General features: G+C 71.0%; 19 protein-coding genes. 5 read left to right on the top strand and 14 right to left on the bottom strand.

Annotated features, from left to right (window positions below):
• The first annotated feature begins 19 nt into the window (after positions 1 to 19).
• Complete coding sequence (locus AC3ENQ_RS05305) at positions 20 to 1,516, top strand: MFS transporter (protein WP_431802399.1); 1,497 nt, start codon at positions 20 to 22, stop codon at positions 1,514 to 1,516.
• A 21-nt stretch (positions 1,517 to 1,537) separates the two neighbouring features.
• On the opposite strand, the gene AC3ENQ_RS05300 is transcribed toward AC3ENQ_RS05305, so the two are convergent.
• Positions 1,538 to 2,314 carry an SDR family oxidoreductase gene (locus tag AC3ENQ_RS05300; RefSeq protein ID WP_431802397.1) on the bottom strand — a complete coding sequence of 259 codons (777 nt, stop codon included), beginning with the start codon at positions 2,312 to 2,314 and terminating at the stop codon, positions 1,538 to 1,540.
• A gap of 152 nt (positions 2,315 to 2,466) precedes the next feature.
• On the opposite strand from AC3ENQ_RS05300, the gene AC3ENQ_RS05295 reads away from it, so the two are divergent.
• Together AC3ENQ_RS05295 and metX are read left to right on the top strand one after the other, a co-directional pair.
• The gene (locus AC3ENQ_RS05295) at positions 2,467 to 3,789 is read left to right on the top strand and encodes a bifunctional o-acetylhomoserine/o-acetylserine sulfhydrylase (protein ID WP_431802395.1); all 1,323 of its coding nucleotides are present in this window, start codon (positions 2,467 to 2,469) and stop codon (positions 3,787 to 3,789) included.
• A gap of 192 nt (positions 3,790 to 3,981) precedes the next feature.
• Positions 3,982 to 5,184 carry a homoserine O-acetyltransferase MetX gene (metX, locus tag AC3ENQ_RS05290; protein WP_431802393.1) on the top strand — a complete coding sequence of 401 codons (1,203 nt, stop codon included), beginning with the start codon at positions 3,982 to 3,984 and terminating at the stop codon, positions 5,182 to 5,184.
• A gap of 7 nt (positions 5,185 to 5,191) precedes the next feature.
• Here metX and AC3ENQ_RS05285 read toward each other — a convergent pair whose 3' ends face one another.
• The 3 genes from AC3ENQ_RS05285 to AC3ENQ_RS05275 form a co-directional block, all read right to left on the bottom strand.
• On the bottom strand, positions 5,192 to 5,557 hold the full coding sequence (locus AC3ENQ_RS05285; RefSeq protein WP_431802391.1) for a thiamine-binding protein: 366 nt from the start codon (positions 5,555 to 5,557) through the stop codon (positions 5,192 to 5,194).
• A gap of 63 nt (positions 5,558 to 5,620) precedes the next feature.
• Entirely contained in the window at positions 5,621 to 6,838 is a 1,218-nt protein-coding gene (locus AC3ENQ_RS05280) for a hypothetical protein (protein WP_431802389.1), read from the bottom strand.
• A gap of 43 nt (positions 6,839 to 6,881) precedes the next feature.
• Positions 6,882 to 7,721, bottom strand: coding sequence for an ADP-dependent NAD(P)H-hydrate dehydratase (locus AC3ENQ_RS05275; protein ID WP_431802387.1), 840 nt, complete (start codon positions 7,719 to 7,721; stop codon positions 6,882 to 6,884).
• 58 nt (positions 7,722 to 7,779) lie between these two features.
• Here AC3ENQ_RS05275 and AC3ENQ_RS05270 point away from each other — a divergent pair, with 58 nt between their 5' ends.
• The gene (locus AC3ENQ_RS05270; RefSeq protein ID WP_431802385.1) at positions 7,780 to 8,859 is read left to right on the top strand and encodes an NADH:flavin oxidoreductase/NADH oxidase; all 1,080 of its coding nucleotides are present in this window, start codon (positions 7,780 to 7,782) and stop codon (positions 8,857 to 8,859) included.
• Between the two features lie 64 nt (positions 8,860 to 8,923).
• Here the strand turns inward: AC3ENQ_RS05270 and AC3ENQ_RS05265 are convergent, their stop codons facing one another.
• The 5 genes from AC3ENQ_RS05265 to guaB1 form a co-directional block, all read right to left on the bottom strand.
• Positions 8,924 to 9,979 carry a hemolysin family protein gene (locus tag AC3ENQ_RS05265; protein ID WP_431802383.1) on the bottom strand — a complete coding sequence of 352 codons (1,056 nt, stop codon included), beginning with the start codon at positions 9,977 to 9,979 and terminating at the stop codon, positions 8,924 to 8,926.
• Positions 9,979 to 11,307: a hemolysin family protein gene (locus tag AC3ENQ_RS05260; RefSeq protein ID WP_431802381.1), complete on the bottom strand. Its 1,329-nt coding sequence runs from the start codon at positions 11,305 to 11,307 to the stop codon at positions 9,979 to 9,981. Before AC3ENQ_RS05260 ends, AC3ENQ_RS05265 begins: the two co-directional genes overlap by 1 nt.
• Positions 11,307 to 11,486, bottom strand: a complete 180-nt coding sequence (locus AC3ENQ_RS05255) for a hypothetical protein (RefSeq protein WP_431802379.1) — start codon at positions 11,484 to 11,486, stop codon at positions 11,307 to 11,309. The genes AC3ENQ_RS05260 and AC3ENQ_RS05255 overlap by 1 nt, the downstream gene beginning before the upstream one ends.
• A gap of 403 nt (positions 11,487 to 11,889) precedes the next feature.
• Entirely contained in the window at positions 11,890 to 12,882 is a 993-nt protein-coding gene (locus AC3ENQ_RS05250; RefSeq protein WP_431802377.1) for a hypothetical protein, read from the bottom strand.
• Positions 12,883 to 13,242: 360 nt separating this feature from the next.
• Positions 13,243 to 14,700, bottom strand: coding sequence for a GMP reductase (guaB1, locus tag AC3ENQ_RS05245; protein ID WP_431802614.1), 1,458 nt, complete (start codon positions 14,698 to 14,700; stop codon positions 13,243 to 13,245).
• A 109-nt stretch (positions 14,701 to 14,809) separates the two neighbouring features.
• On the opposite strand from guaB1, the gene AC3ENQ_RS05240 reads away from it, so the two are divergent.
• Positions 14,810 to 18,631 (top strand): multifunctional oxoglutarate decarboxylase/oxoglutarate dehydrogenase thiamine pyrophosphate-binding subunit/dihydrolipoyllysine-residue succinyltransferase subunit, encoded by a 3,822-nt coding sequence (locus AC3ENQ_RS05240; RefSeq protein WP_431802375.1) that lies wholly within the window; start codon positions 14,810 to 14,812, stop codon positions 18,629 to 18,631.
• Positions 18,632 to 18,704: 73 nt separating this feature from the next.
• Here AC3ENQ_RS05240 and AC3ENQ_RS05235 read toward each other — a convergent pair whose 3' ends face one another.
• From AC3ENQ_RS05235 to AC3ENQ_RS05215, 5 genes are all read right to left on the bottom strand, one after another.
• Positions 18,705 to 20,186 carry a phosphatidylglycerol lysyltransferase domain-containing protein gene (locus AC3ENQ_RS05235; protein WP_431802373.1) on the bottom strand — a complete coding sequence of 494 codons (1,482 nt, stop codon included), beginning with the start codon at positions 20,184 to 20,186 and terminating at the stop codon, positions 18,705 to 18,707.
• Positions 20,187 to 20,276: 90 nt separating this feature from the next.
• Positions 20,277 to 21,116 carry a hypothetical protein gene (locus AC3ENQ_RS05230; RefSeq protein ID WP_431802371.1) on the bottom strand — a complete coding sequence of 280 codons (840 nt, stop codon included), beginning with the start codon at positions 21,114 to 21,116 and terminating at the stop codon, positions 20,277 to 20,279.
• On the bottom strand, positions 21,074 to 21,583 hold the full coding sequence (locus AC3ENQ_RS05225) for a hypothetical protein (protein ID WP_431802370.1): 510 nt from the start codon (positions 21,581 to 21,583) through the stop codon (positions 21,074 to 21,076). The genes AC3ENQ_RS05230 and AC3ENQ_RS05225 overlap by 43 nt, the downstream gene beginning before the upstream one ends.
• A 120-nt stretch (positions 21,584 to 21,703) precedes the next feature.
• Positions 21,704 to 21,949 (bottom strand): alpha-ketoglutarate decarboxylase, encoded by a 246-nt coding sequence (locus AC3ENQ_RS05220; RefSeq protein ID WP_431802612.1) that lies wholly within the window; start codon positions 21,947 to 21,949, stop codon positions 21,704 to 21,706.
• Between the two features lie 8 nt (positions 21,950 to 21,957).
• A complete protein-coding gene (locus tag AC3ENQ_RS05215) occupies positions 21,958 to 22,680 on the bottom strand; it encodes a sigma-70 family RNA polymerase sigma factor (RefSeq protein ID WP_431802610.1) in 723 nt (240 codons plus the stop codon).
• Positions 22,681 to 22,733: the final 53 nt, after the last annotated feature.

Below are 22,733 nucleotides of genomic sequence, written 5' to 3'. Positions count from 1 at the left end.
GCGACGCCGGAGCGGCCCTATGCTGAACGCCGTGCCACGAACCTCGACACTGCGTTCCGCCACGGACGCGATCCGCACCTCCGCCGTCGGCGTCACCGCGAGCCTCATCGGTGTGTTCATCGTCGTCGAGATCGTCAGCGGCATCATCCAGGGCTACTACACGCCGCTCTTCAGCGACATCGTGGTGCATCTGGGCGTCCACGACTCCGACGCCAACTGGTTCGAGGCGGCACAGCTGCTCCTCTCGGCGATCGTGGTACCGATCATGGCGAAGCTCGGCGACATGTACGGGCACAAGAAGGTGTTGCTCGTCTCCGCGATCCTCACCGCCGGGGCGACTTGGTGGATCGCGTTCGCCGGATCGTTCTGGACCTTCCTCATCGCGTGGGCCCTGCAGGGCTTCTACGTCGTGTGGCTGCCGCTGGAGATCGCGCTCATCTTCGAGCGCGGCCGCCGCCAGGAACGCGGCGTGTCGACGACCCGCCGCGCCGCGGGACTGCTCGTCGTCGGCCTCCAGGCGGGCGCCATCATCGGCGCGCTGTCGGCCGGTCGCATCTTCCGCGCGAGCGGCGAGGACCTCACCCTGACCCTCATCGTCCCCGCGATCGCGACGACGCTGGTCGCCGTCGTCATCTGGCTGTGGGTGCCCGAATCGAAGCCCGAACCGGGACGCAAGCTCGACACGTGGGGCTTCGTCATCCTCGCGTGGGGGCTGCTGCTCGTCACGGGAGGCCTCGCCTGGATGCGGATGATCGGCGAGTTCCACCTCGCCGCGGGCGCGTGGCTCTGGGTCGTCGCGCTCGTCCTCGCGGGGCTCGTCGTCTTCGCGTGGTTCGCCTGGTACGAGCTGCGGCAGGACGACCCGGCGGTCGACCTGCGCGTCCTCGCGCGCCCCGAGATGTGGCCCGTGCAGGCCACCGCCTTCCTCGTCGGCATCAGCCTGCTCGGCGCGCAGGTGCCGCTGTCGACCTACGCGGGCACCGACCGGTCGCTCGGGTACGGGCTGGGCTTGGATGCCACGGAGCGCTCGAACATCATCGGCGTGTACCTCGTGTCGCTCATCGTCGGCGCGATCATCTTCGCGGTCACCTCGCGCCGCCTGAGCCCGCGGATCGTGCTGATCGGCGCCGCGCTGCTCGTCGGCATCGGGTACGCCCTGTTCCTCCCGTTCCACCTCGAGCTCTGGCAGGTGCTGCTGAACCTCTCGATCGCGGGCCTCGGCTGCGGCGCGCTCGTCGGCGCGATGCCCGCGGCGGCGGCTGCAGCAGCGCCTCCCGGGCAGACGGGCATCGCCTCGGCGCTGACCAACACGACGAAGACCATCGGCGGCACATTCTCGTCGGCGGTGTTCGGTGTCGTGCTCGCGGCGGGCGCGGGCACCGTGGCGAGCCAGACCGCGGCATCCCTCGGCGGATACCTCACCGTGTGGGCGATCTGCGCGGCCGGCGGGTTCCTCGCCGCGGTGCTGCTCTTCTTCGTGCCGAAGGTCGCCTTCGCCGACGCGCCGCCTGCCTGACGCCGGTCGGCGACCCCGCGCTCAGCCGCGCGGACGGAGCGGCCCGCGGGCGAGCAGGAACTGCGCCGACTGCGCGACCGGTCGCATCGTCACGAGGTCGAGGTTGACGTGGCCGGGCGCGTTCAGCGCGTAGGCGATGACGTCGGCGACGTCGGTCGCGACGAGGGGCTGCTCGACACCGTCGTAGACCTTCTCGGCGCCGACCTGGTCGCCGCGCAGCCGGTTGAGGGTGAACTCCGGCGTGTAGACCATGCCCGGCGCGATCTCCGTCACGCGGATCGGCTCGCCGTTCAGCTCGAGACGCAGCGCGTGGACGAGCATCGACTCGCCCGCCTTCGCGGCGTTGTAGCCGGCGCCGCCGGCATACGCGTTCTGCGCCGCGGTCGACGTGACGTACAGCGTGTCCGCGTGTCCGCCCTCGCCGATCGAGGCCCGCAGGAGCGGCAGCAGCGCCTTCGTGAGCAGCTGCGCCGAGAGCACGTTGGCCTCGAACATCCAGCGCCAGTCGTCGGGGTTGCCGTCCTCGATGCGCTCGGTGCCCCGGGCGCCGCCGGCCACGTGCACGAGCGCGTGGACCGGACCGGATTCGGCGAGGTGCGCGGCGAGCGCGGCGACGTCGGCCTCCTGGCTGAGGTCGGCGGCGAAGGATGCCGAACCCACTTCGGCATCCAGAGCATCGAGGCGGTCGGCGCGCCGGGCGACGCCGACGACGTCCCATCCGCTCGCACGGAGCGCGCGGACCGTCGCCTCCCCGATTCCCGAACTCGCCCCGGTCACCACAGCACGTCGCGTCGTCATGCCTCCACGCTACCGGGGTGCTCGGCGCTCGGATCACGCCGGGGATTGTGACGTCACATTTCCCGTCCGTTGTTGACAAGGGCGGCGGATCGTACTGTCGATGTGGCCGAGGCATCCGCTCGGTCCATCCGACCAATCGCAGGAGTCCGATCATGTCCGCACCCGAGAACTGGCGCTTCGAGACCACCCAGATCCACGCCGGTGCCGCGCCCGATCCGGTCACCAAGGCCCGCGCGACGCCGATCTACCAGACGACGTCGTACGTCTTCGACAACGCCGACCACGCCGCGAACCTCTTCGCGCTCGCCGAGTTCGGCAACATCTACACCCGCATCCAGAACCCGACGCAGGATGTCGTCGAGCAGCGCGTCGCGGCGCTCGAGGGGGGCACCGGCGCGCTCCTCGTCGCCTCGGGGCAGGCGGCCGAGACCTTCGCCGTCCTCAACATCGCGCAGGCCGGCGACCACATCGTCTCGTCGTCGTCGATCTACGGCGGCACCTACAACCTCTTCAAGTACACGCTCGCGAAGCTCGGCATCGAGGTCACCTTCGTCGAGAACCAGGACGACGCCGAAGAGTGGCGGAGCGCGGTGCGCCCGAACACGAAGCTCTTCTTCGCCGAGACGATCGGCAACCCCAAGATCAACGTGCTCGACATCCGTGCCGTCGCCGACGTCGCGCACGAGGCCGGTGTCCCCCTCATCGTCGACAACACGATCGCGACGCCCTACCTCATCCGCCCGTTCGAGCACGGCGCCGACATCGTCGTGCACTCGGCGACCAAGTTCCTCGGCGGCCACGGCACAGTCATCGGCGGCGTCATCGTCGACGGTGGCACGTTCCCCTGGACCGAGCACGCCGACCGGTTCCCGGGTCTCACGACGCCCGACCCGTCGTACCACGGCGCGGTCTACACGCAGGCCGTCGGCGACCCGCTCGCCTACATCATCAAGGCGCGCGTGCAGCTGCTCCGTGACCTCGGCGCCGCCATCTCGCCGCAGAGCGCGTGGCTGCTGATCCAGGGCATCGAGACCCTGTCGCTGCGCATCGAGCGTCACGTGCAGAACGCGCAGGAGATCGCCGAGTGGCTGGAGAACCACGCCGACATCGCCTCGGTCAACTACTCGGGCCTGCCGACCTCGCCCTGGTACGCCGCCGCCAACCGCTACGCCCCGAAGGGAGTCGGCGCGGTGCTGTCGTTCGAGCTGAAGGGCGGCGTCGAGGCGGGCCGCGAGTTCGTCAACTCCCTGACGCTGTTCAGCCACCTGGCCAACATCGGCGACGTGCGCTCGCTCGTGATCCACCCGGCATCCACGACCCACTCCCAGCTCACCCCCGAGCAGCAGCTGACGACCGGCGTCACGCCCGGCCTCGTGCGTCTCTCGGTCGGGCTCGAGAACGTCGAGGACCTGAAGGTCGACCTCGACCAGGCCCTCGCCGCCGCGCGCCGGGTCTCCGAGGCCGCCCGCGCCTGACGGCCGTCGTCTCTGCGTGCTCCGGCGCCGGCCCTGCGGCGGTGCCGGAGCACGTCTGTTTCCGGCGCCGCGTTCCGAAAGCAGGGTGAACTGCGCCGTGCGTCGCCGGAGAGCGCGGCTCCGACCGATCCAGCCTGCTTTCGGGGCGTAACACGCCGACCGACCGCGCCGGCAGCGGCGAGAATGGATGCCATGGACTGGCAGGCCTCGGAAGACACGGTGCCCTCGGCCCCGATCTCCGAGGCCGATGCGCGGCTGCTGCGCGCCCGCCCGCCGGCGACCGGCGCGTGGCGCGACGGAGACCCCGCCGGCGACCGGAGGTTCGCGCTGCTCGGCGCCTTCCGCACCGAGAACGGCGAGAGCCTGCCGTTCGCGCGACTCGCGTACGAGTCGTGGGGCGAGCTCAACGCGGCCGGCGACAACGCGGTGCTCGTCCTCCACGCCCTGACGGGCGACAGCCACGTGCGCGGGGAGGCGGGCCCGGGGCATCCGACCGACGGCTGGTGGGACGGCATCGTGGGGCCGGGAGCGGCCATCGACACCGACCGCTGGTTCGTCGTCGCCCCGAACATGCTGGGCGGATGCCAGGGGTCGACCGGCCCCGCCTCGATCGGCCCCGACGGGCGCGAGTGGGGGCTGCGCTTTCCCTACCTGACCATCCGCGACCAGATCGCCGCCCAGGCCTCGCTCGCCGACACCCTCGGCATCGACAGATGGGCCGCCGTCGTCGGCGGATCGATGGGCGGGATGCAGGCGCTCGAGTGGGGCGTCACCTACCCCGAGCGCGTCGAGCGCCTCGCGGTCCTCGCTGCGCCGCCGACGACCACCGCCGACCAGGTCGCGCTCAACTCCGTGCAGCTCGAAGCGATCCGCATCGATCCGCGCTTCGCGGGGGGCGAGTACTACGACGCCGCCGACGGCGACGGCCCCCACCGGGGGCTCGCGCTCGCGCGGCGCATGGCGCTCCTGAACTACCGCAGCCCCGTCGAGCTGAACCTCCGCTTCCAGCGCTCCTGGCAGTCGGACGTCAGCCCCCTGGGCGGAGGAGGTCGCTTCGCCGTCGAGAGCTACCTCGACTTCCACGGCAACAAGTTCACGCGCCGGTTCGACGCGAACAGCTACCTCACGCTCGTGGAAGCGATGAACTCCCACGACGTCGGGCGCGATCGCGGCGGTGTGGAGGATGCCTTGGCCCGCGTCACGGCGCGAACGCTCGTCCTCGGCATCGACAGCGACCGTCTGTTCCCGGTCGAGGGACAGGAGCGCATCTTCCGCGGCATCCGCACGACACAGGACGACGAGCTCGTCGTCATCTCGAGCGACTTCGGTCACGACGGATTCCTCATCGAGACCGATGCCGTGACCGCGCACCTGCGGCGCCTGCTCGAGGACTGACCGCCGCTCAGACGTCGGGGCGGCCGTCGCGCCGGGCCATTGCCGCATCGACGGCCCGTTCGAGCCGCTCGACCTTGCCGTCGATCTCGCCGCTGTAGCCCGGGCGGATGTCGGCCTTCAACACGAGCGACACTCGAGAGCCGTACGGCATGACGGCCTCGGTCGCGCGCTTGACGACATCCATCACGGTGTCCCAATCGGGACCTTCGACCTCCGTGAACATCGAGGTCGTGCGGTGCGGCAGGCCGGAGGCGCGGACGACGGCGACCGCCGCGGCGACGGCGTCGTGGACCGAGGCATCCGGGTTCTCGGAAGCGGCAGCGCCGCTGCCGGCGGGAGCTCCGGACGGGGCGACGGAGAAGGCGATGAGCATGGGGACCTCCAGGATTACGCGGGATCGGCGGGGTGGGTGGGGCTGGTGGGGCGGGGTCGGGTCTCAGGCGGTCGCCGTCACGTCCGCTCGCCGCCGCGCCGGCACCGGCAGGCGCACGAGGCGGACGACCATCCAGGCGAAGAGGGCGATGAGCACGAGGTTCCGGACCGTGAGGATCGTGACGGCGACGGGTTCGGGGTGCAGGATGCCGCCGTAGAGCAGCGGGTAGACGAACTGGGTGAGCAGCGCCGCGCCGAGGGCGACCGTCGCGGGCGCCGACCAGGTCGCGCGGCGGACGACGAGCCCGACGACGAGTGAGGGCACGAGCCACACGAGGTACTGCGGCGAGCCAACCTTGTTGCAGACGATGAAGCCGAGGACGAGCGCGAGGGAGAGCACCGGGAAGAGCGCCGCGAATCCGGCCCCCTGCCACGCCTTGACCGCGCCGACCGCCGCGACGCCCAGCATCACCACGACGAGAAGCGGCGTCATGACCGCGATCGCCTGGTCGACCGCGGGGCCCTCGACCTGGAAGGTGAGCAGGTCGAGCGAGTACTGCACCTCGAAGCCGGGTACCTGAAGCAGCGCGCCCCACAGCCACGGCGTCGCGACCGGCGCCTCGACCTGCAGGCCCCGCGAGGTCTGCTCGGTCACGAAGCCGAAGAGGTAGGCGCCTCCTCCAGCGGCCACGACGGCGAGCACGATGAAGACGCTGACGATGAGGACTCCCCCGATGATCGCGGCACGCCGGCGCACGGCGATCACCGCGGCGACCAGGAGCGCGGCCGGCCACACCTTGATCCAGGTCGCCGCCGCGAGGAGCATCGACGCCATCCACGGGCGTCCGACCAGCCACAGGCACGCGATGATCGCGAGCGGCACCGTGAAGCCGTCCAGTCGGTACAGGCCGACGGGCCCGACCAGGGCGATGAACGCGAGCCAGAACCATGCGGCGCTCACCCGCCCGGTGGACCGGGCGCGGCCCACGAGGATGCCGAAGGCTACGGCATCCATCAGCGTGACGAGGATCGCCCACCCGACGGTGTATCCCGCGATCGGGGCGAAGCCGTGCGCGAGGACCATCGGGACGAGCGCGAGCTGCGGGTACACCCACGCCTCGGTGATCCCGACGATGCCGCCGCCCTCGAGCGCCTGCTGCGACCACGGCTCGTAGACCCGGTAGACGTCGCCCATCGGTTCATTCGGCAGAAGGAACCCGAGTCCCGCGACCGCGACGTGCACGACCGCGAACGCGATCCACAGCACCGCCCGTCTCGACACCGTCCCATCCTAGGGAGCGGGCGCAGCCGGGCGGGGCCGCGTGTCAGTGCGCGCCGTCCGCCTGCGCGAGGATCCGGCCGATGACGGATGCCGCGGCCTCCGCGACGTCGAGCGCGGTGATCGGGCCGCCGTCGCGGGCGGCCGAGGCGGCGGCGCCCGCGTGGCCGTGGACGAGGGCGGCCGTCGCGGCGAGGGGGGCGAGCGCCTCGGCATCCTTCGGCTGCGCCGCCGCGACGAGCGCCCCGAGGATGCCGCCGAGCACGTCCCCCGTGCCCGCCGTCGCGAGCCACGCGGTGGGCGATTCGACGCGGCGGATCGCCCTCGAAGGCGTCGCCACGATCGTCTCGGCGCCCTTCAGGAGCACGGCGACACCGAGGGCTGCGGCCGTGTCGGCGGCGGCCTCCGCACGGTCCGCGGCCGAGGCGTCGAGCCCCGCCGCCTCGCGGAGGCGCGCGTGCTCGCTCGCGTGCGGGGTCACGACGACCGGCGCGGTCCCGGAGCGACCGGGCACGAGGTCGAGCGCTCCGGCGTCGACGACGACGGGCACCTCTCCGGCGAACAGTGCGCGCAGCGCCGCGGTCTCGTCGGCGCTGCGCTCCGCGGCATCCGTCCCCGAGCCGATCAGCCACGCCTGCACGCGTCCATCCGCGGCGACCGTCTCCGGACGGCGTGACAGGACGAACGCGGTCGCCCGCTCCGGCCCGACGTAGCGGACCATGCCGACGCCCGTGCGATGCGCGGCCTCGACGCCGAGCACGGCGGCCCCGGGGTAACGGTCGGAGCCGGTCCGGACGCCGAGCACGCCTCGGGAATACTTGTCGTCGGAGGCGGTTGGCCTCCGAAGAGTGCGTGCGGCGTCCTGCGTCGTCCACTGCTCGGTCATGGCGTCACCCTAGTCCGCGCGCACCGCGCCCGCTGTCCTCCCCCTCTGGAGTCTCCGCATGAGCCTGCTGTTCTCGCCGATCGACCTCGGCGGCCTCTCGATCCGCAACCGCCTCTGGGTCGCGCCCATGTGCCAATACTCCGCCGAGGGCGGCATGCCGAACGACTGGCACCACGTGCACCTCGCCCAGTTCGCGTCGGGCGGGGCCGGTGTCGTCATCGCCGAGGCGACCGCCGTCCTTCCCGAGGGCCGCATCTCCCCCGAGGACGTCGGGCTGTGGAACGACGCACAGCGGGACGCCTGGGCCCCGATCGCCGCCGCCATCCGCGCCCGGGGCGCTGTCGCCGGCGTCCAACTCGCGCACGCCGGGCGAAAGGCTTCGACGTGGTCGCCGTTCTCCGGCCGGCGCGGCTCCGTGCCGATCGCGGAAGGCGGCTGGCAGACGGTCGCGCCGTCGGCGATCGCCTACGACGGGTTCGACGCGCCGACCGCCCTCGACGACGCCGGGATCGACGCGGTCGTCGTCGCGTTCGCGGACGCCGCCGCCCGCGCCGTCTCCGCCGGATTCCAGCTGCTCGAGATCCACGCCGCCCACGGCTACCTGCTGCACCAGTTCCTCTCGCCGTTGTCGAACCGGCGCACCGACGCCTACGGCGGGTCGCTCGAGAACCGCGCGCGCCTGCTGCTGCGCGTCGTCGACGCCGTCCGCGAGGCCGCACCCGAGACCGCCGTGACGGTCCGGTTCTCGGCGACCGACTGGGCCGAGGGCGGGTGGGATGCCGCACAGACCGCGACCGTCGCCCGCTGGGCGGCCGAGCGCGGCGCCGTGTTCTTCGACATCTCGAGCGGCGGACTCGTCGCCCACCAGCGGATCGTCCCCGGCCCGGGGTATCAGGTGCCGCTCGCGGCGTCCGTGCGCGCCGATGCGGGGGTCGCCGTGGGCGCGGTCGGCGAGATCACGTCGGGGCCGCAGGCCGAGGAGATCCTCCAGGCGGGCGACGCCGACGTCATCCTCGCCGGGCGGGAGTGGCTGCGCGACCCGCATTTCGCCCTCCGCGCCGCGGGCGAGCTCGGCGACCCCGCCGCGGCCCCGTGGCCCCCGCAGTACGAGCGCGCGATGCGCGCACCATCCCACTGACCCCCACGCGCGCGCCCCGGGCCGCACTCCCTCCCCGCGAGGCGGCGCTGGCGCGGGTGGCGCGTCAGTAGCCGCGCCGGGTGGCGTCGTGCACCTCGCCGACGAGTTCCTCGATGATGTCCTCGAGGAACAGCACCCCCGTCGTCGTGCCTTCGGCATCCCGCACCTGCGCCAGGTGACGGCTGGAGCGCCGCATGAGGGCGAGGGCGTCTTCGAGGTCGGTGTTCTCCGACACCGACACCATGTGGTGGATGCGCTTCGCCTTGATCGGGCGCGCGACGTCCTCCTCGCCCTCGGGGCCCTCGGCGGCGCGCAGCACGTCCTTGAGGTGGACGTACCCGATGGGCGCGCCCTCGGCATCCACGATCACGTACCGCGAGAAACCGTGCTTCGCGACGGCCCGCTCGATTTCGTCGGGCGTCGTCACTTCCGGCAGCGTGACGAGCTCCGACAGCGGCACGGCGGTGTCGCGCGCCTTCTTGTCGGTGAACTCGACCGCCGCCGTCACGGCACCCGACGCGTCGTCGAGCACCCCTTCGATACGCGACTGGTTGACGATCGTCGCGACCTCGTCGAGCGTGAAGGTGGAGGATGCCTCGTTCTTCGGCTCGACGCCGAACAGGCGCACGATGTGGTTCGCTGTCCAGTTGAGGGCGACGATGATCGGGTAGAAGAGCTTCGAGACCCACACGAGCGGCGTCGCGAGGAAGAGCACCGCCCGGTCGGGGAGGCTGAAGGCGAGGTTCTTCGGCACCATCTCACCGAAGACGACGTGCAGGTACGAGACGAGCACCAGCGCGATGCCGAACGCGACGCCACCGATGACCGCCTCGCTCCAGCCGGTGAGGCCGAGGGGCCCCTCGAGCAGGTGGTGGATCGCCGGCTCGGAGACGTTCAGGATCAGCAGCGAGCAGATCGTGATGCCGAGCTGACACGTCGCGAGCATGAGCGTCGCGTGCTCCATCGCGTAGAGCGCGGTCTTCGCACGCTTCGACCCGCGCTCGGCGAGCGGCTCGATCTGCGAGCGGCGCGCGGAGATGACCGCGAACTCCGACGCGACGAAGAAGCCGTTGAACAGCAGCAGGACGACGAGCCACGCGATTCCCGCCCAATCGTTCATCACCGCTCACCCCCCTTCAGCTCGGCAGCGCCCTCCGGAACCGGGTGCGGCGTGAACCTCACGCGGTCCACACGGCGCCCGTCCATCCGCTGCACCTCGAGGACGCCGTCCTCGATCTCGACGACGTCGCCCGCGACGGGGATGCGCTCGAGCGTTGCCATGATGAAGCCGCCGACGGTGTCGTAGACGTCGCCCTCGGGCACGCGGATGCCGGTGCGGTCGAGGAGCTCGTCGGGGCGGAGCTCACCGGGGAAGACGACCGAGTCGGCGATGCGGACGACCCCGGCGCGGCTGCGGTCGTGCTCGTCGAGCACCTCGCCGACGATCTCCTCGACGAGGTCTTCCAGCGTCACGACGCCCGCCGTGCCGCCGTACTCGTCGACGACGATCGCCATCTGGTACCCCCGGGCGCGGAGCTCGGCCATGACGGCATCCAAGTGCACCGCCTCGGGAACCCGCAGCGGCTCTTCGGAGATCGCGGCGGCAGGCACCTCGCGACGGCGGTCGCGGGGGACGCTCACGGCCTGCTTGAGGTGCGCGATGCCCGTGATGTCGTCCATCGAGTCGCCGTACACCGGGAATCGGCTGTGGCCCGTCCGGCGGGCGAGCTGGATCAGGTCTTCGACGCTGTCGCCCGCGGCGACCGCGTGGATGCTCGGTCGCGGCGTCATCACATCGGCGGTCGTCAGGCGCGCGAAGGTGAGGGTGCGGTTGAGGAGGGATGCCGTGTCCTGCTCGAGCACGCCGGCGCTGGCGGAACGGCGCACGAGGCTCGAGAGCTCGTCGGCGGTGCGGGCACCGGAGAGCTCCTCCTTGGGCTCGATGCCCATGCCGCGGAGGATCGCGTTGGCGCTGCCGTTGAGGAGCGAGACGGCGGGCCGGAACAGCGTGGTGAACCCGACCTGAAACGGCATGACGAGCTTCGCCGTCTGACGCGGGATCGCGAGGGCGAAGTTCTTCGGGACGAGCTCGCCGAGGATCATCGAGAAGATCGTCGCGATCGCGATCGCGATGACGGTCGCGACGGGGCGCGCCGCGCCGCTCGGCAGTCCCCACGCCTGGAAGAGCGGGCTGATGAGGTTCGTGAGCGCCGGCTCCATCGTGTAACCGGTGAGGAGCGTCGTCAGGGTGATGCCGAGCTGCGCGCTCGATAAGTGCGTCGAGGTGATCTTCAGCGCGCTGATCGTGAGCGACAGGCGCGACTCGCCGGCGGCCTGCCGGGCTTCGAGGTCGGCGCGGTCGAGGTTGACCAGGGCGAACTCGCTCGCGACGAAGAGGCCTGTGCCGATCGTCAGCAGGAGGCCGACACCGAGCATGACGTAATCCATCAGGCCTCACCCTCGGTGCGCGAGGCGACGGCGCGGGGAACGCGCGAGGCGGCGGCGCGGGGAACGCGCGAGCCGGCGGCGCGGGCGGCGGATGTGCGGGCGGACGTCGGGACGAGTGTCCCGATGAGTGTCAGGCCCGTGCGGTGGAGCGAACGTCGGCAACTAGGAGGGTCGTCCATTTGCAGTCGAGTGTACGGCACCCCGCCCCCGCCGGGGCGGGCGCGATCTCCGGCATCCGGCCCCGCACGTGCTCGCCCTTCGCGGCGCCGCGCTCGCCGCCACCCGACCCGTATCCCGCCCTCCGACTCTTTCCGGCGCCACTTCCCTGTCCTCTCGCCGTCCCGGCGCCACTTCCCTGTCCTCCCGCCGTCCCGGCGCCACTTCCCTGTCCTCCGACTCTTTCCGGCGCCACTTCCCTGCCCTCTCGCCGCCCCGGCGCCACTTCCCTGTCCTCTCGCCGTCCCGGCGCCACTTCCCTGTTCGGGCGCTGCAGATCTGTGGCGCCCGAACAGATCTCTGGCGCCCGAACAGCGCCGAACCGGCACGACGCTCTCCGCGACGCGTCCGATAGCGGCATCCGTGTCACCATGCGGCCGGGCCGATCTGCAACCCCGCGGGAGGTCGCGGCAGCCGTGACGGTAGCCCGTCGCCGCAGAGGATGTCGTACAGCTCACGCACGTCACGCAGCGCCGGCGTCCGCCATCGCGACAGGGCGCGCACGTGCCGACGCAGCTGATCGGCACGATCCTTCTCCTCGAGCATCGCCTCTTCCGGCGTCCGGCCGTGCAGCAGCGCCGGATCGAAGTACTTACCGACGCCGTCGAACTCACCGACGTGCGCGAACTCCTCCCACCAGAAGTCGCTGAAGACCACGCGCGATCCCGGCAGGAGGAATCGCTGCTGCAAGCTCGGCGCGGGGAAGCCGAGCTGGTCGAGGAGCACGCGACTCTGACTCTCGCGAACCGAGTCCGCGAGGGCGCTCGCGAAGCAGAGCGCGCGCTCGGCCTGCTCCTGACCCCGCCGGCGAATCCCCTCCGTGAGCACCCGAGTCAGATCGTCGATGGTCGTGAGCGCTCCCCCGGGTCGACGCTGCCAGAGCGCCTGATCCATCGCGACGACGCCGCGCGCATAACCGCACTCACGCGCCACATCGATCGCCGTCTGCGCCGGCGTCGTGATCCGATGATTCCGCCACGCGACCGTCTCGAGATCCAAGTCGGAAAAGCCCCTTCGGCGCATCAGCCCGGTCGAGCGACCACCGCCGCGCCGCGGGACCGCGATGTCGATCGTGCGCGGCCAGGGGCCGATCCGGTCGATCCCATGCACTGCGGCGGCGGCCGCACCCATCACGATGAGTTCCCCCTGGGCGCGGTCGGCGGCCTCGATGACGCGGAGGTGATGCTGCTCGATCGGGGTCAGCGTGCGCCAGTCGAATGCCCGGGCGAAAGATCCGGGCGCGATGCGCACGAACTCGCCCGCGTCGAGCGCCCGCGCGAGTCGCCGGTCATTGACCGGCGCGCCGTCGCGCTCGCGTCGGCGGAACGTGTCGATCCGAGGTTCGGGAAGTCGAGGCATCCACACATCGTCGATGGCCAGCGCACACCGCGGAGCTGCGATCACGGAGTCCGTGGACAGATCGTCGATCTTCCCGCATGTGGAGAGGTCGATGAGGTGGAGGCCCTGGCACGCGTCGGCGCCACTCTCCTGTTCGGGCGCCACAGTTTTCTGGCGCCCGAACAGGAAGGTGGCGCCCGAACGAAACCAGCAGCAAGAAAGTGGCGCCCGAACGAAACCAGCAGCAGGAAAGTGGCGCCCGAACGAAACCAGCAGCAGGAAGATGGCGCCCGAACGAGACCAGCAGCAGGAAGGTGGCGCCCAAACTCCGCGCGAGGGGATGCCGACGTCAGCACACCCGAGACCAGCGCCCCGCGGCGGCTACCAGCTGACGGGCAGCGCCTTGCCCTCCTCGTAGCCGGCCGCGGACTGGAGGCCGACCGTCGCGCGCTCGTGGAACTCGGCGACAGTCGATGCGCCGGCGTAGGTGAACGACGACCGCACGCCCGACGTGATCATGTCGAGCAGGTCCTCCACCGACGGCCGCAGCGGGTCGAGGTAGATCTTCGACGACGAGATGCCCTCGGCGAACAGCTCCTTGCGGGCGCGCTCGTAGGGGTCGAGGCGGCCGAAGCGGCCGTGCACGGCCTTCGTGGATGCCATCCCCCACGACTCCTTGAACACCCGCCCGGCCTCATCGACCTGCAGCTGTCCGGGCGCCTCGATCGTGCCGGCGAACCACGAACCGATCATGACCGAGGCGGCGCCGGCGGCGAGGGCGAGCGCGACGTCGCGGGGGTAGCGGACCCCGCCGTCCGCCCAGACGTGCGCGCCGAGCTCGGCGGCGGCCTGCGCCGTCTCGAGGACGGCGGAGAACTGGGGGCGCCCGACGGCGGTCATCATGCGGGTCGTGCACATCGCGCCCGGACCGACGCCGACTTTCAGGATCGAGGCCCCGGCCGAGACGAGGTCGCGCGCGCCTTCGGCGGTGACGATGTTGCCCGCCGCGATCGGGATGCCGAGGCCGAGCCCCGCGACCGTGTGGAGGGCGCGGAGCATGCCCTCCTGGTGGCCGTGCGCGGTGTCGACGACGAGCACGTCGACGCCCGCGTCGGCGAGGGCGCGCGCCTTCGCGGCGACATCGCCGTTGATGCCCACGGCGGCCGCGACGATGAGCCGTCCATCGGCATCCACCGCGGGACGGTAGAGCGTCGACCGCAAGGCCGTGCGCTCCGACAGCGTCCCGACGAGGTAGCCGTGGTGGAGGACGCACACGATGTCGGCCTCGGCGGCGACGATGAGGTCGAACGCGTGCCGGGCATCCTCCACGTCGTCGGCGTCGATCGACGCGGTGCGCCCGCGGGCGAGGTCGCCCAGGCGGGCGTCGGGCAGTGCCGTGCCGAGGCGCGCGGCGGGGACGACGCCGAGGATGTCGTCGACGTGCACGCGCTCGGCGAGCTCCGCCACGACGACGATCCCGTGCCCGTCCGCGGCAGGGAGGAGCGCGGCAGCGTCCGCGACGGTGGCCGATGCGGGCAGCACGATCGGCGTGTCCCACGGCACGGGCTGGTCCTTCACCCACCGGATCGCGGCGTCGATGTCCTGCAGCGGCATGTCCTGCGGGAGGACGCCCAGGCCGCCGCGGCGCGCGAGCGTGGCCGCGAGCCGCGGCCCGGTGACGGAGTTCATGTTCGAGGCGACGAGGGGGATGGTGGCGGTCGTGCCGTCGCCCGGCGACAGGTCGACGTCCAGACGGCTGGTGATGCCCGAGCGGCGGGGGACGAGGAAGACGTCCGAATACGTGAGATCGACGGTGGGCTGGGCGCCGGAGAAGTGCATGGGATCCACGGTACCGACTCGAAACCTGGGATACCCTTGATGGATGTGTGCGTGACGGTCTCCGAGCTGCACGCCGAGTGAACTTCATCGATGAAAGCAGGCGTCAACCGTGTCCAGCCAGGTGACCGGTGTGGGAACTTCGACAGACGGCGATTTCGGAGCCAACGAGTGGCTCGTCGCCGAGATGTACGACCAGTTCGCGAAGGACCGCAACGCAGTGGACCAGGCCTGGTGGCCGGTGCTCGAAGCGTATGAGAAGTCGCAGCAGGATGCCGCGGCGAAGCCCGTCGCCGCGGCGAAGCCCGACACCGCGGCGAAACCCGACACCGCGGCGAAGCCCGACGCGACGACGGCGGGCGCGACGGCTCAGGAAGCTGCAGCTCCGGCATCCCCCGCCCCGGGCAAGACGACGACCGCTCCCGCGCCGGCCGCCTCGCCCGCGGCGACGGCCGAGCCGCGCCCGATGACGGCGCCGATCCCCGTCGTCGGCGCTCAGCCGGTCGCCCGGACGACGACCCGCCCCGCCTCGCCGCAGCCCGTGCCCGCGCAGGCTCCCGTCGCCGATCGCGCCGCGGCGCCCGCAGCTCGCGAAGACGTCGTGACGCCGCTGCGCGGCATGCCGAAGACCCTCGCCGCGAACATGGACGAGTCGCTGACCGTCCCGACGGCGACGAGCGTCCGGACCGTCCCGGCGAAGCTCATGATCGACAACCGGATCGTGATCAACAACCACATGTCGCGCACGCGCGGCGGCAAGGTCAGCTTCACGCACCTGATCGGGTGGGCGCTCATCCAGGCGCTCAAGGTCTTCCCGAGCCAGAACGTCGCCTACGCCGAGATCGACGGCAAGCCCTCGGTCGTCGCGCCCGCGCACATCAACCTCGGCATCGCGATCGACCTCCCGAAGCCCGACGGCACGCGCGCCCTCATGGTGCCTTCCATCAAGCAGGCCGAGTCGCTGACCTTCGGCGAGTACCTCTCCGCGTACGAAGACCTCGTCGTTCGCGCCCGCGGCAACAAGCTGACCGCCGCCGACTTCCAGGGCACGACGATCTCGCTGACCAACCCCGGCGGTATCGGCACCGTGCACTCGGTGCCGCGCCTCATGAAGGGCCAGGGCTGCATCGTCGGCGCCGGCGCCCTCGAGTACCCGGCCGAGTTCCAGGGCTCCAGCGAGAAGACGCTCGTCGAGCTCGGCATCGGCAAGACGATCACCCTCACGAGCACGTTCGACCACCGCGTCATCCAGGGTGCCGGCTCGGGCGAGTTCCTGAAGATCGTCCACGAGCTGCTCATCGGCCAGCGCGGCTTCTACGAAGACATCTTCGCCGCCCTGCGCATCCCCTACGCCCCCATCCACTGGGCGGGCGACATCAACGTCGACGTCGCCGAGCGCGTCGACAAGACCGCCCGTGTGCAGGAGCTCATCAACTCGTTCCGCGTGCGCGGCCACCTCATGGCCGACATCGACCCGCTCGAGTACGTGCAGCGCACGCACCCCGACCTCGAGATCGAGAACCACGGCCTGACCTTCTGGGACCTCGACCGCGACTTCGTGACCGGCGGCTTCGGCGGCAAGCGCACGATGAAGCTCCGCGAGATCCTGGGGGTCCTGCGCGACTCGTACTGCCGCACGATCGGCGTCGAGTACATGCACATCCAGGACCCGGCCCAGCGCAAGTGGTTCCAGGACAACGTCGAGGTCAAGTACCAGAAGCCGAGCCACGACGAGCAGCTGCGCATCCTCGACAAGCTGAACCAGGCCGAAGCCTTCGAGACGTTCCTGCAGACCAAGTACGTCGGCCAGAAGCGCTTCTCGCTCGAGGGCGGCGAGTCGCTGATCCCGCTGCTCGACGAGATCCTGCAGGGCGCGGCCGCGGCGAAGCTCGACGGCACCGCGATCGGCATGGCCCACCGCGGCCGCCTGAACGTCCTCACGAACATCGCCGGCAAGACCTACAGCCAGATCTTCCGCGAGTTCGAGGGCTCCGTCGCGATCGGGTCGAAGTCGGGCTCGGGCGACGTCAAGTACCACCTCGGCACGGAGGGCACGTTCGTGTCGGATGCCGGGGAGGAGCTGCCCGTCTACCTCGCGGCGAACCCGTCGCACCTGGAGACCGTCGACGGCGTCCTCGAGGGCATCGTCCGCGCCAAGCAGGACCGGAAGCCCATCGGCTCGTTCTCGTGGCTGCCGATCCTCGTCCACGGCGACGCGGCCTTCGCGGGCCAGGGTGTCGTCGTCGAGACGCTGCAGATGTCGCAGCTGCGCGGCTACCGCACCGGCGGCACCGTGCACGTCGTCGTCAACAACCAGGTCGGCTTCACGACCCTCCCCCAGGACGGTCGCTCGTCGGTGTACGCGACGGATGTCGCGAAGACCATCCAGGCGCCGATCTTCCACGTGAACGGCGACGACCCCGAGGCCGTCGTCCGTGTCGCCGAGCTCGCGGTCGCGTACCGCCAGCAGTTCAAGCGCGACGTCGTGATCGACCTCGTCTGCTACCGCCGCCGCGGTCACAACGAGGGCGACGACCCGTCGATGACGCAGCCTCTCATGACGAACCTCATTGAGGCGAAGCGCTCGGTGCGCCGGCTCTACACCGAGTCGCTCGTCGGTCGCGGCGACATCACCGAGGAGGAGTACCAGAAGGCCAAGCAGGACTTCCAGAACCGCCTCGAGATCGCCTTCGCCGAGACCCACGCCGCCGAGACCGGCACGACCGGCATCGTGTCGCCCGCGACCGGTGAGCTCGAGGCCGCGGTCGGCGAGCCGGAGACGACCGGCGTCAGCACCGAGGTGGTGCATCACATCGGCGACGCGTTCGTGAACAAGCCCGAGGGCTTCACGGTGCACAACAAGCTGCAGCAGCTGCTCGAGAAGCGCCTCGACATGAGCCGGAACGGCTCGATCGACTGGGCCTTCGGTGAACTCCTCGCGTTCGGCTCGCTCCTCATGGAAGGCACCAACGTGCGCCTGGCCGGTCAGGACGCGCGCCGCGGCACATTCGTCCAGCGCCACTCGGTGCTCCACGACCGCGCGAACGGCCAGGAGTGGTTGCCGCTGGCGAACCTCTCCGAGAACCAGGGGCGCTTCTACGCGTACGACTCGCTGCTCAGCGAGTACGCCGCGATGGCGTTCGAATACGGCTACTCGGTCGAACGCGCCGACACACTGACCCTCTGGGAGGCCCAGTTCGGCGACTTCGCCAACGGCGCGCAGTCGGTCGTTGACGAGTACATCTCGGCCGCCGACCAGAAGTGGGGCCAGCAGTCCGGCGTCGTTTTGCTCCTGCCGCACGGCTACGAGGGCCAGGGACCCGACCACTCGTCGGCGCGCATCGAGCGCTACCTGCAGATGTGCGCGCAGGACAACATGACCGTCGCGCGTCCGTCGACCCCGGCATCCCACTTCCACCTGCTGCGCCGCCAGGCCTACGCTCGCCCGCGTCACCCGCTCATCGTCTTCACCCCGAAGGCGATGCTCCGCCTGCGCGGCGCGACGAGCCCCGTCGAGGACTTCACGACGGGACGCTTCGAGCCGGTCCTCGACGACGAGCGCGGCATCGATGCCGGTACGGTCACCCGCGTGCTGCTGCACTCGGGCAAGATCCACTGGGATCTCAAGGCCGAGCTCGACAAGAAGCCGAACGACAAGGTCGCGCTCGTGCGTCTCGAGCAGCTCTACCCGGCGCCCGTCGACGAACTGAACGCCGTGCTCGACCGGTACCCCAACGCGGAACTCGTGTGGGTGCAGGACGAGCCCGAGAACCAGGGGGCCTGGCCGTTCATCGCGCTCGAGGTCGTCAAGCACCTGAAGGGCCGGACGATCCGCCGCATCTCGCGTGACGCGGCCGCGTCCACCGCGACCGGGTCGCCGAAGGTCCACGCCCGCGAGCAGGCCGCCATCGTCGAGGAGGCGCTCGCGGTCTGACGCCGCCCGGCGATCAACGAGCGAAGAGGGGGATGCCGCGGCATCCCCCTCTTCGCTCGTTCTGCGCGCGTCCTCACCCCGGCGGTGCGAGACCGAGCGCCGGCCCCACGGCGGCGACGGCCGCCGTCAGCCCGTCGGCGAGCGCCGCGCCGACGTGACCCGCTCCGGCGATGACCGTCTCGGAGACGGTGAAGCCCGCAGCTCGCGCGGCCGCCGCATTGCGCTGCTGCCCGGGCCCGAACGTCGTATCCTCCGAACCCCGGGTGAAGACGGCGATGTGGCCCGCGTAGTCGCCGGCGTTCCGTGCCATCACCGCCGCGGGCAGGCTGGCCTCGAAGGCCGCGCGGTCGCCGCCGAACACATCGCGGACCGTCTCGTCCACATGCTCGGAGCCGGGGTACTCGTTGCCCGAGATGTCGATCACCCCGCCCCAGACGTCGGGGTGATCGGCGGCATAGGTGAGGGCGCACGATCCTCCATTGGAGTATCCGCCGATCAGCCAGCGTGCGTGATCCGACGTCACGTTGAGGTGTGCCGTGATGGCGAGGTGCAGACCGGCATAGCGCGGGTGGAACTTCGCTTTGAAGCGGAACAGCGAGGCGAATCCGTAGGCGGGTTCGAGCACCGCCGCCAGCCACGACAGCACGGCATCCACCGCCCTCGCGGGCACCTCCCGATCGAGCTCGCGGGTGGCGAGAGGCGCACCGGAGAGGCTGACGAACGCGAGTCCCTCCGCGGCGCACGCGAACGCGGCTTTGGCGATGAGGAACTCCATGACACCGTTCGGCCCGTCGGCGCGTCGCCGCATGAAATCCAGGGTGCGCCCGATGAGCACACCGTCGCGCCACGACGGCATCCAGCTCGTCACGCCCTGCACGCGGCCCGCCGCATCGACGGCGAGCATGAGGCGCACCTCGCCGTCGCGCGCTTCGTCGATCGACCCGAGCGTGAAGCGCATCTCGGGAAGCGCCCGATCGGCCACCCAGGCCTCGCTGATCTCGCGGACCTGCGTCGCGAGCCCGAGGGACAGCTCGTCCCACGTCGTCCACACGGCGCGCAGGCCCTCGCGCTCGGCGCGCGTCACGGGCTGGCGCACCTTCTGGCGCGCGCTGCCGGAAAGGTCGAAGTCGGCGAGGTCGATGATAGTCTCTTCGGCGACAGACAGGTGGTCCCATCCGCGACGCGCGAACTCGGGCAGCAGGTCGTCCTCAACGCTGTAGAAGGCCACCGTCCACCCGTGCTGCGCGCAGAGGGCTGCGAAGCCGCCGATCGCGGAGCCGGCGCCGTCGCGCTCGCCGACCGGTCCGCCGACGGCGAGTGCGACATCGCCGACCACGCGGTAGGCGATGCCCGCGCGTTCGTCGGCGCTGTACCAGTACCGGTTTCCCTCCCACGTGCCCATCCACGAGAGGGTGCCGCCACCGCGACGCAGAAGGTGCCGGTACAGCTCCCCGTCGCTATCGGGCAGCGTGCGGCGCGAACGGAACACGCGCAGCAGCAGCGCGATCACCCCGACCCAGAACGCGACGCCGACCCACTGGTACATCACGAGCATCGCGCCGCGGTGCGGGTACTGGGGTTCGGCGCTGGCACTGAGAAGACCCTGCGGCAGCAGCCGCCGGATCGATTCCGCGACGACCGCGGGTCAGGTCGAGGTCGAGACGAAGTCGGCGCGGAACACCATCGCCGATGCGATGTACGCGATCATCGCGGCGACCACGGCCACGACCGCGATGACGGCTGCGCGTCGCGCGACGCGTCCGTCGGCGACGATGTCGAACGCGCGCCTCGTTCGCAGCAGCACGATCATCATGACGATCGGAACCACGAGATCGGCGAGGATCGTCGCGGTGACATCGAGTGCGTCGCCCGCGTACTCGCCGGCGCCCTCGCCGAGCAGGATCCCGACGATCGCCTGGGCGATGAGCGCCGCGCCGACGATCAGCGCGAGCACCCATGCGGCCCGGCGCCCGGCCCGCAACCCCCACGCGGCGACCGCCAGCAGTGCAAGCGGCAACAGGGCGAGCAGCGCGGGACCCGCCCCGTGCGTCACGACCGCGGCGGTCACATGGTCGCATGCGGGGAAGGAGTCGCGCGCGCAGGCCTCGGCGAGGCGCTGATCGACCTGCGTGAACATGTCGGAGACGCGCGAGAGGATGCCGTGACCTCCATCCGACAACAGCGCGGAGAACGGCCCCACCGCGGCGACCGCCACGAGCACGGCGACCAGGGACCGCGTCTCGGCGATGGAGCTGCGATGCCAGGCATGCACCCGGCCGCGTCGCAGCAACAGGCTGCCCGCGGCGAGTCCGATGAGCGCGGCCACGAGGCGATACCACGCGTCCGCGTCACCGGTGTAGAGCGCGAGCATCGCGAGGGTGCTGATGCCGATGAGCCGCACACGCCGCCGCCACAGCGGTCCGGCGGCCGCCGACGCGAACATCACCGCCCCGGCGATCGCGATCGCGGGGTCGAGGACGAGCACCTCCGCCCCCTCGAACGGCCGCAGCTGGCGATGGTCCACAGCGCTGCCTGCGCCAGGACGCTCAGGACGACCGCCGGCACTCCGATGCCGAACAGGGCGATGAGCGTCCGCCGTCGACCGAGCACGGTCTCCGTCCGAGCGAGCAGCGTCAGCGACAGCGCGACGACGATGAGCGCCTGAACGAGCGAGGCGGGAACGAGCAGCGCGGTGAGCGGGGTCCACCAGCGTCCGCTCTGCAGCAGCGCCTGGGGTCCGATGCCGAAGAACTCCGTCGGCACCACCGTCGCCGTCGCGACGAACGCCAGCAGAGCGACGGCGCCGAAGCTCGTCGCGACCGGATGCCGGCGAAGGTAGCCGCGCGGCACGGCCGAGACCCTGCGCAGGATCACCGCGACCACGGGGATGCCGGAGTGGTGCGGTTTCTGCGTGCCCGTCGCAGCGTCGGAGGCGGAATCGGTCGAGGTCACCGGATCCGATGCTAGAGCTCCGAGGCGATGGGTCGCCCGGGAGTCGGCTATGGGATTGCTCTGCGCCCGGCGCGGACCGCGCGCTCGTCTGCGGGAGAGCTCGCGCCGCCGGCGGCGCGGTCAGTGGTGGGAGGCCTGCTCCGCACGCAGCCGCGCGAGCACCTGGTCGCGCAGCTCCTCGGGGGCCGTCTCTTTGCAGGCGCGGGCGACGACGGCGGTCAGCGTCGTCGCCACGAGCGCCTCGTCACGGCAGGACTGGCAGTGCTCGAGATGCTCCGTGATGTCGGAGTGCTCGGTCCGGCACACCTCGTTGCGGAGGTATTCCTCCAGGTCCTTCCGGGCTTTGTCGCAGCCGCAGTCGCTCATCGTCTCGCTCATTTCTTGCTCTTCGCGCTGGTCGTCGCGGTGCTCTCCACCGCGACTGCGGGCACGTCGATGCCACGCTCGCGCGCATAATCGGCCAGCAGGTCACGCAACAGCCGTCTGCCTCGGTGCAGGCGGCTCATGACCGTGCCGATGGGGGTTTTCATGATGTCCGCGATCTCCTGATACGCGAACCCTTCGACGTCGGCGAGGTAGACCGCGAGGCGGAAGTCCTCGGGAATCGACTGCAGCGCATCCTTGACGACGGACGCGGGCATGTGGTCGATCGCTTCCGCTTCGGCCGAGCGGCTGCTCGTCGCGGTGGTCGACTCGGCGCCGCCCAGCTGCCAGTCCTCGAGCTCGTCGATCGTGCCCTGGTACGGCTCGCGCTGCTTCTTCCGATACGTGTTGATGTACGTGTTCGTGAGGATCCGGTAGAGCCATGCCTTGAGGTTCGTGCCCTGCGTGAACGACGCCCACGAGGCGAAGGCCTTCACGAACGTCTCCTGCACGAGGTCCGCGGCGTCGGCGGGGTTGCGCGTCATCCGCATCGCGGCGGCGTAGAGCTGATCCATGAACGGCAGCGCCTGCTCCTGGAACTGGGCGCTCGCGTCGTCCGGCGCGGCCGGATCGGTCTGATCGGTGCCTGCGGTGGTCTGCGGTTCTGCGGCCGCCTGCTCTTCCATCGCGGCCCAGTCTACGTCGGCGAGGTCGACCCGAACGGGTGAGAGCATCGCTGTCAACGGGGTCTCCTTCCATTCGAGAGCGTCGGACGGGTTCGTTAGGG

This window comes from Microbacterium sp. bgisy203, from assembly GCF_057706945.1.
This window is presented reverse-complemented; position numbering and strand designations above follow the sequence as displayed.

Excerpts from the sequence above, each read along its gene's own strand:
- AC3ENQ_RS05270 (WP_431802385.1), top strand. The coding sequence starts at position 7,780 with ATGAGCCTGCTGTTCTCGCCGATCGACCTCGGCGGCCTCTCGATCCGC.
- AC3ENQ_RS05250 (WP_431802377.1), bottom strand. The coding sequence starts at position 12,882 with ATGCCTCGACTTCCCGAACCTCGGATCGACACGTTCCGCCGACGCGAG.
- AC3ENQ_RS05285 (WP_431802391.1), bottom strand. The coding sequence starts at position 5,557 with ATGCTCATCGCCTTCTCCGTCGCCCCGTCCGGAGCTCCCGCCGGCAGC.
- AC3ENQ_RS05275 (WP_431802387.1), bottom strand. The coding sequence starts at position 7,721 with ATGACCGAGCAGTGGACGACGCAGGACGCCGCACGCACTCTTCGGAGG.
- AC3ENQ_RS05220 (WP_431802612.1), bottom strand. The coding sequence starts at position 21,949 with ATGAGCGACTGCGGCTGCGACAAAGCCCGGAAGGACCTGGAGGAATAC.
- AC3ENQ_RS05305 (WP_431802399.1), top strand. The coding sequence starts at position 20 with ATGCTGAACGCCGTGCCACGAACCTCGACACTGCGTTCCGCCACGGAC.
- AC3ENQ_RS05295 (WP_431802395.1), top strand. The coding sequence starts at position 2,467 with ATGTCCGCACCCGAGAACTGGCGCTTCGAGACCACCCAGATCCACGCC.
- AC3ENQ_RS05235 (WP_431802373.1), bottom strand. The coding sequence starts at position 20,186 with ATGCTCGTGATGTACCAGTGGGTCGGCGTCGCGTTCTGGGTCGGGGTG.
- AC3ENQ_RS05255 (WP_431802379.1), bottom strand. The coding sequence starts at position 11,486 with ATGGACGACCCTCCTAGTTGCCGACGTTCGCTCCACCGCACGGGCCTG.
- AC3ENQ_RS05260 (WP_431802381.1), bottom strand. The coding sequence starts at position 11,307 with ATGGATTACGTCATGCTCGGTGTCGGCCTCCTGCTGACGATCGGCACA.
- AC3ENQ_RS05300 (WP_431802397.1), bottom strand. The coding sequence starts at position 2,314 with ATGACGACGCGACGTGCTGTGGTGACCGGGGCGAGTTCGGGAATCGGG.
- AC3ENQ_RS05265 (WP_431802383.1), bottom strand. The coding sequence starts at position 9,979 with ATGAACGATTGGGCGGGAATCGCGTGGCTCGTCGTCCTGCTGCTGTTC.
- AC3ENQ_RS05215 (WP_431802610.1), bottom strand. The coding sequence starts at position 22,680 with ATGCTCTCACCCGTTCGGGTCGACCTCGCCGACGTAGACTGGGCCGCG.
- guaB1 (WP_431802614.1), bottom strand. The coding sequence starts at position 14,700 with ATGCACTTCTCCGGCGCCCAGCCCACCGTCGATCTCACGTATTCGGAC.
- metX (WP_431802393.1), top strand. The coding sequence starts at position 3,982 with ATGGACTGGCAGGCCTCGGAAGACACGGTGCCCTCGGCCCCGATCTCC.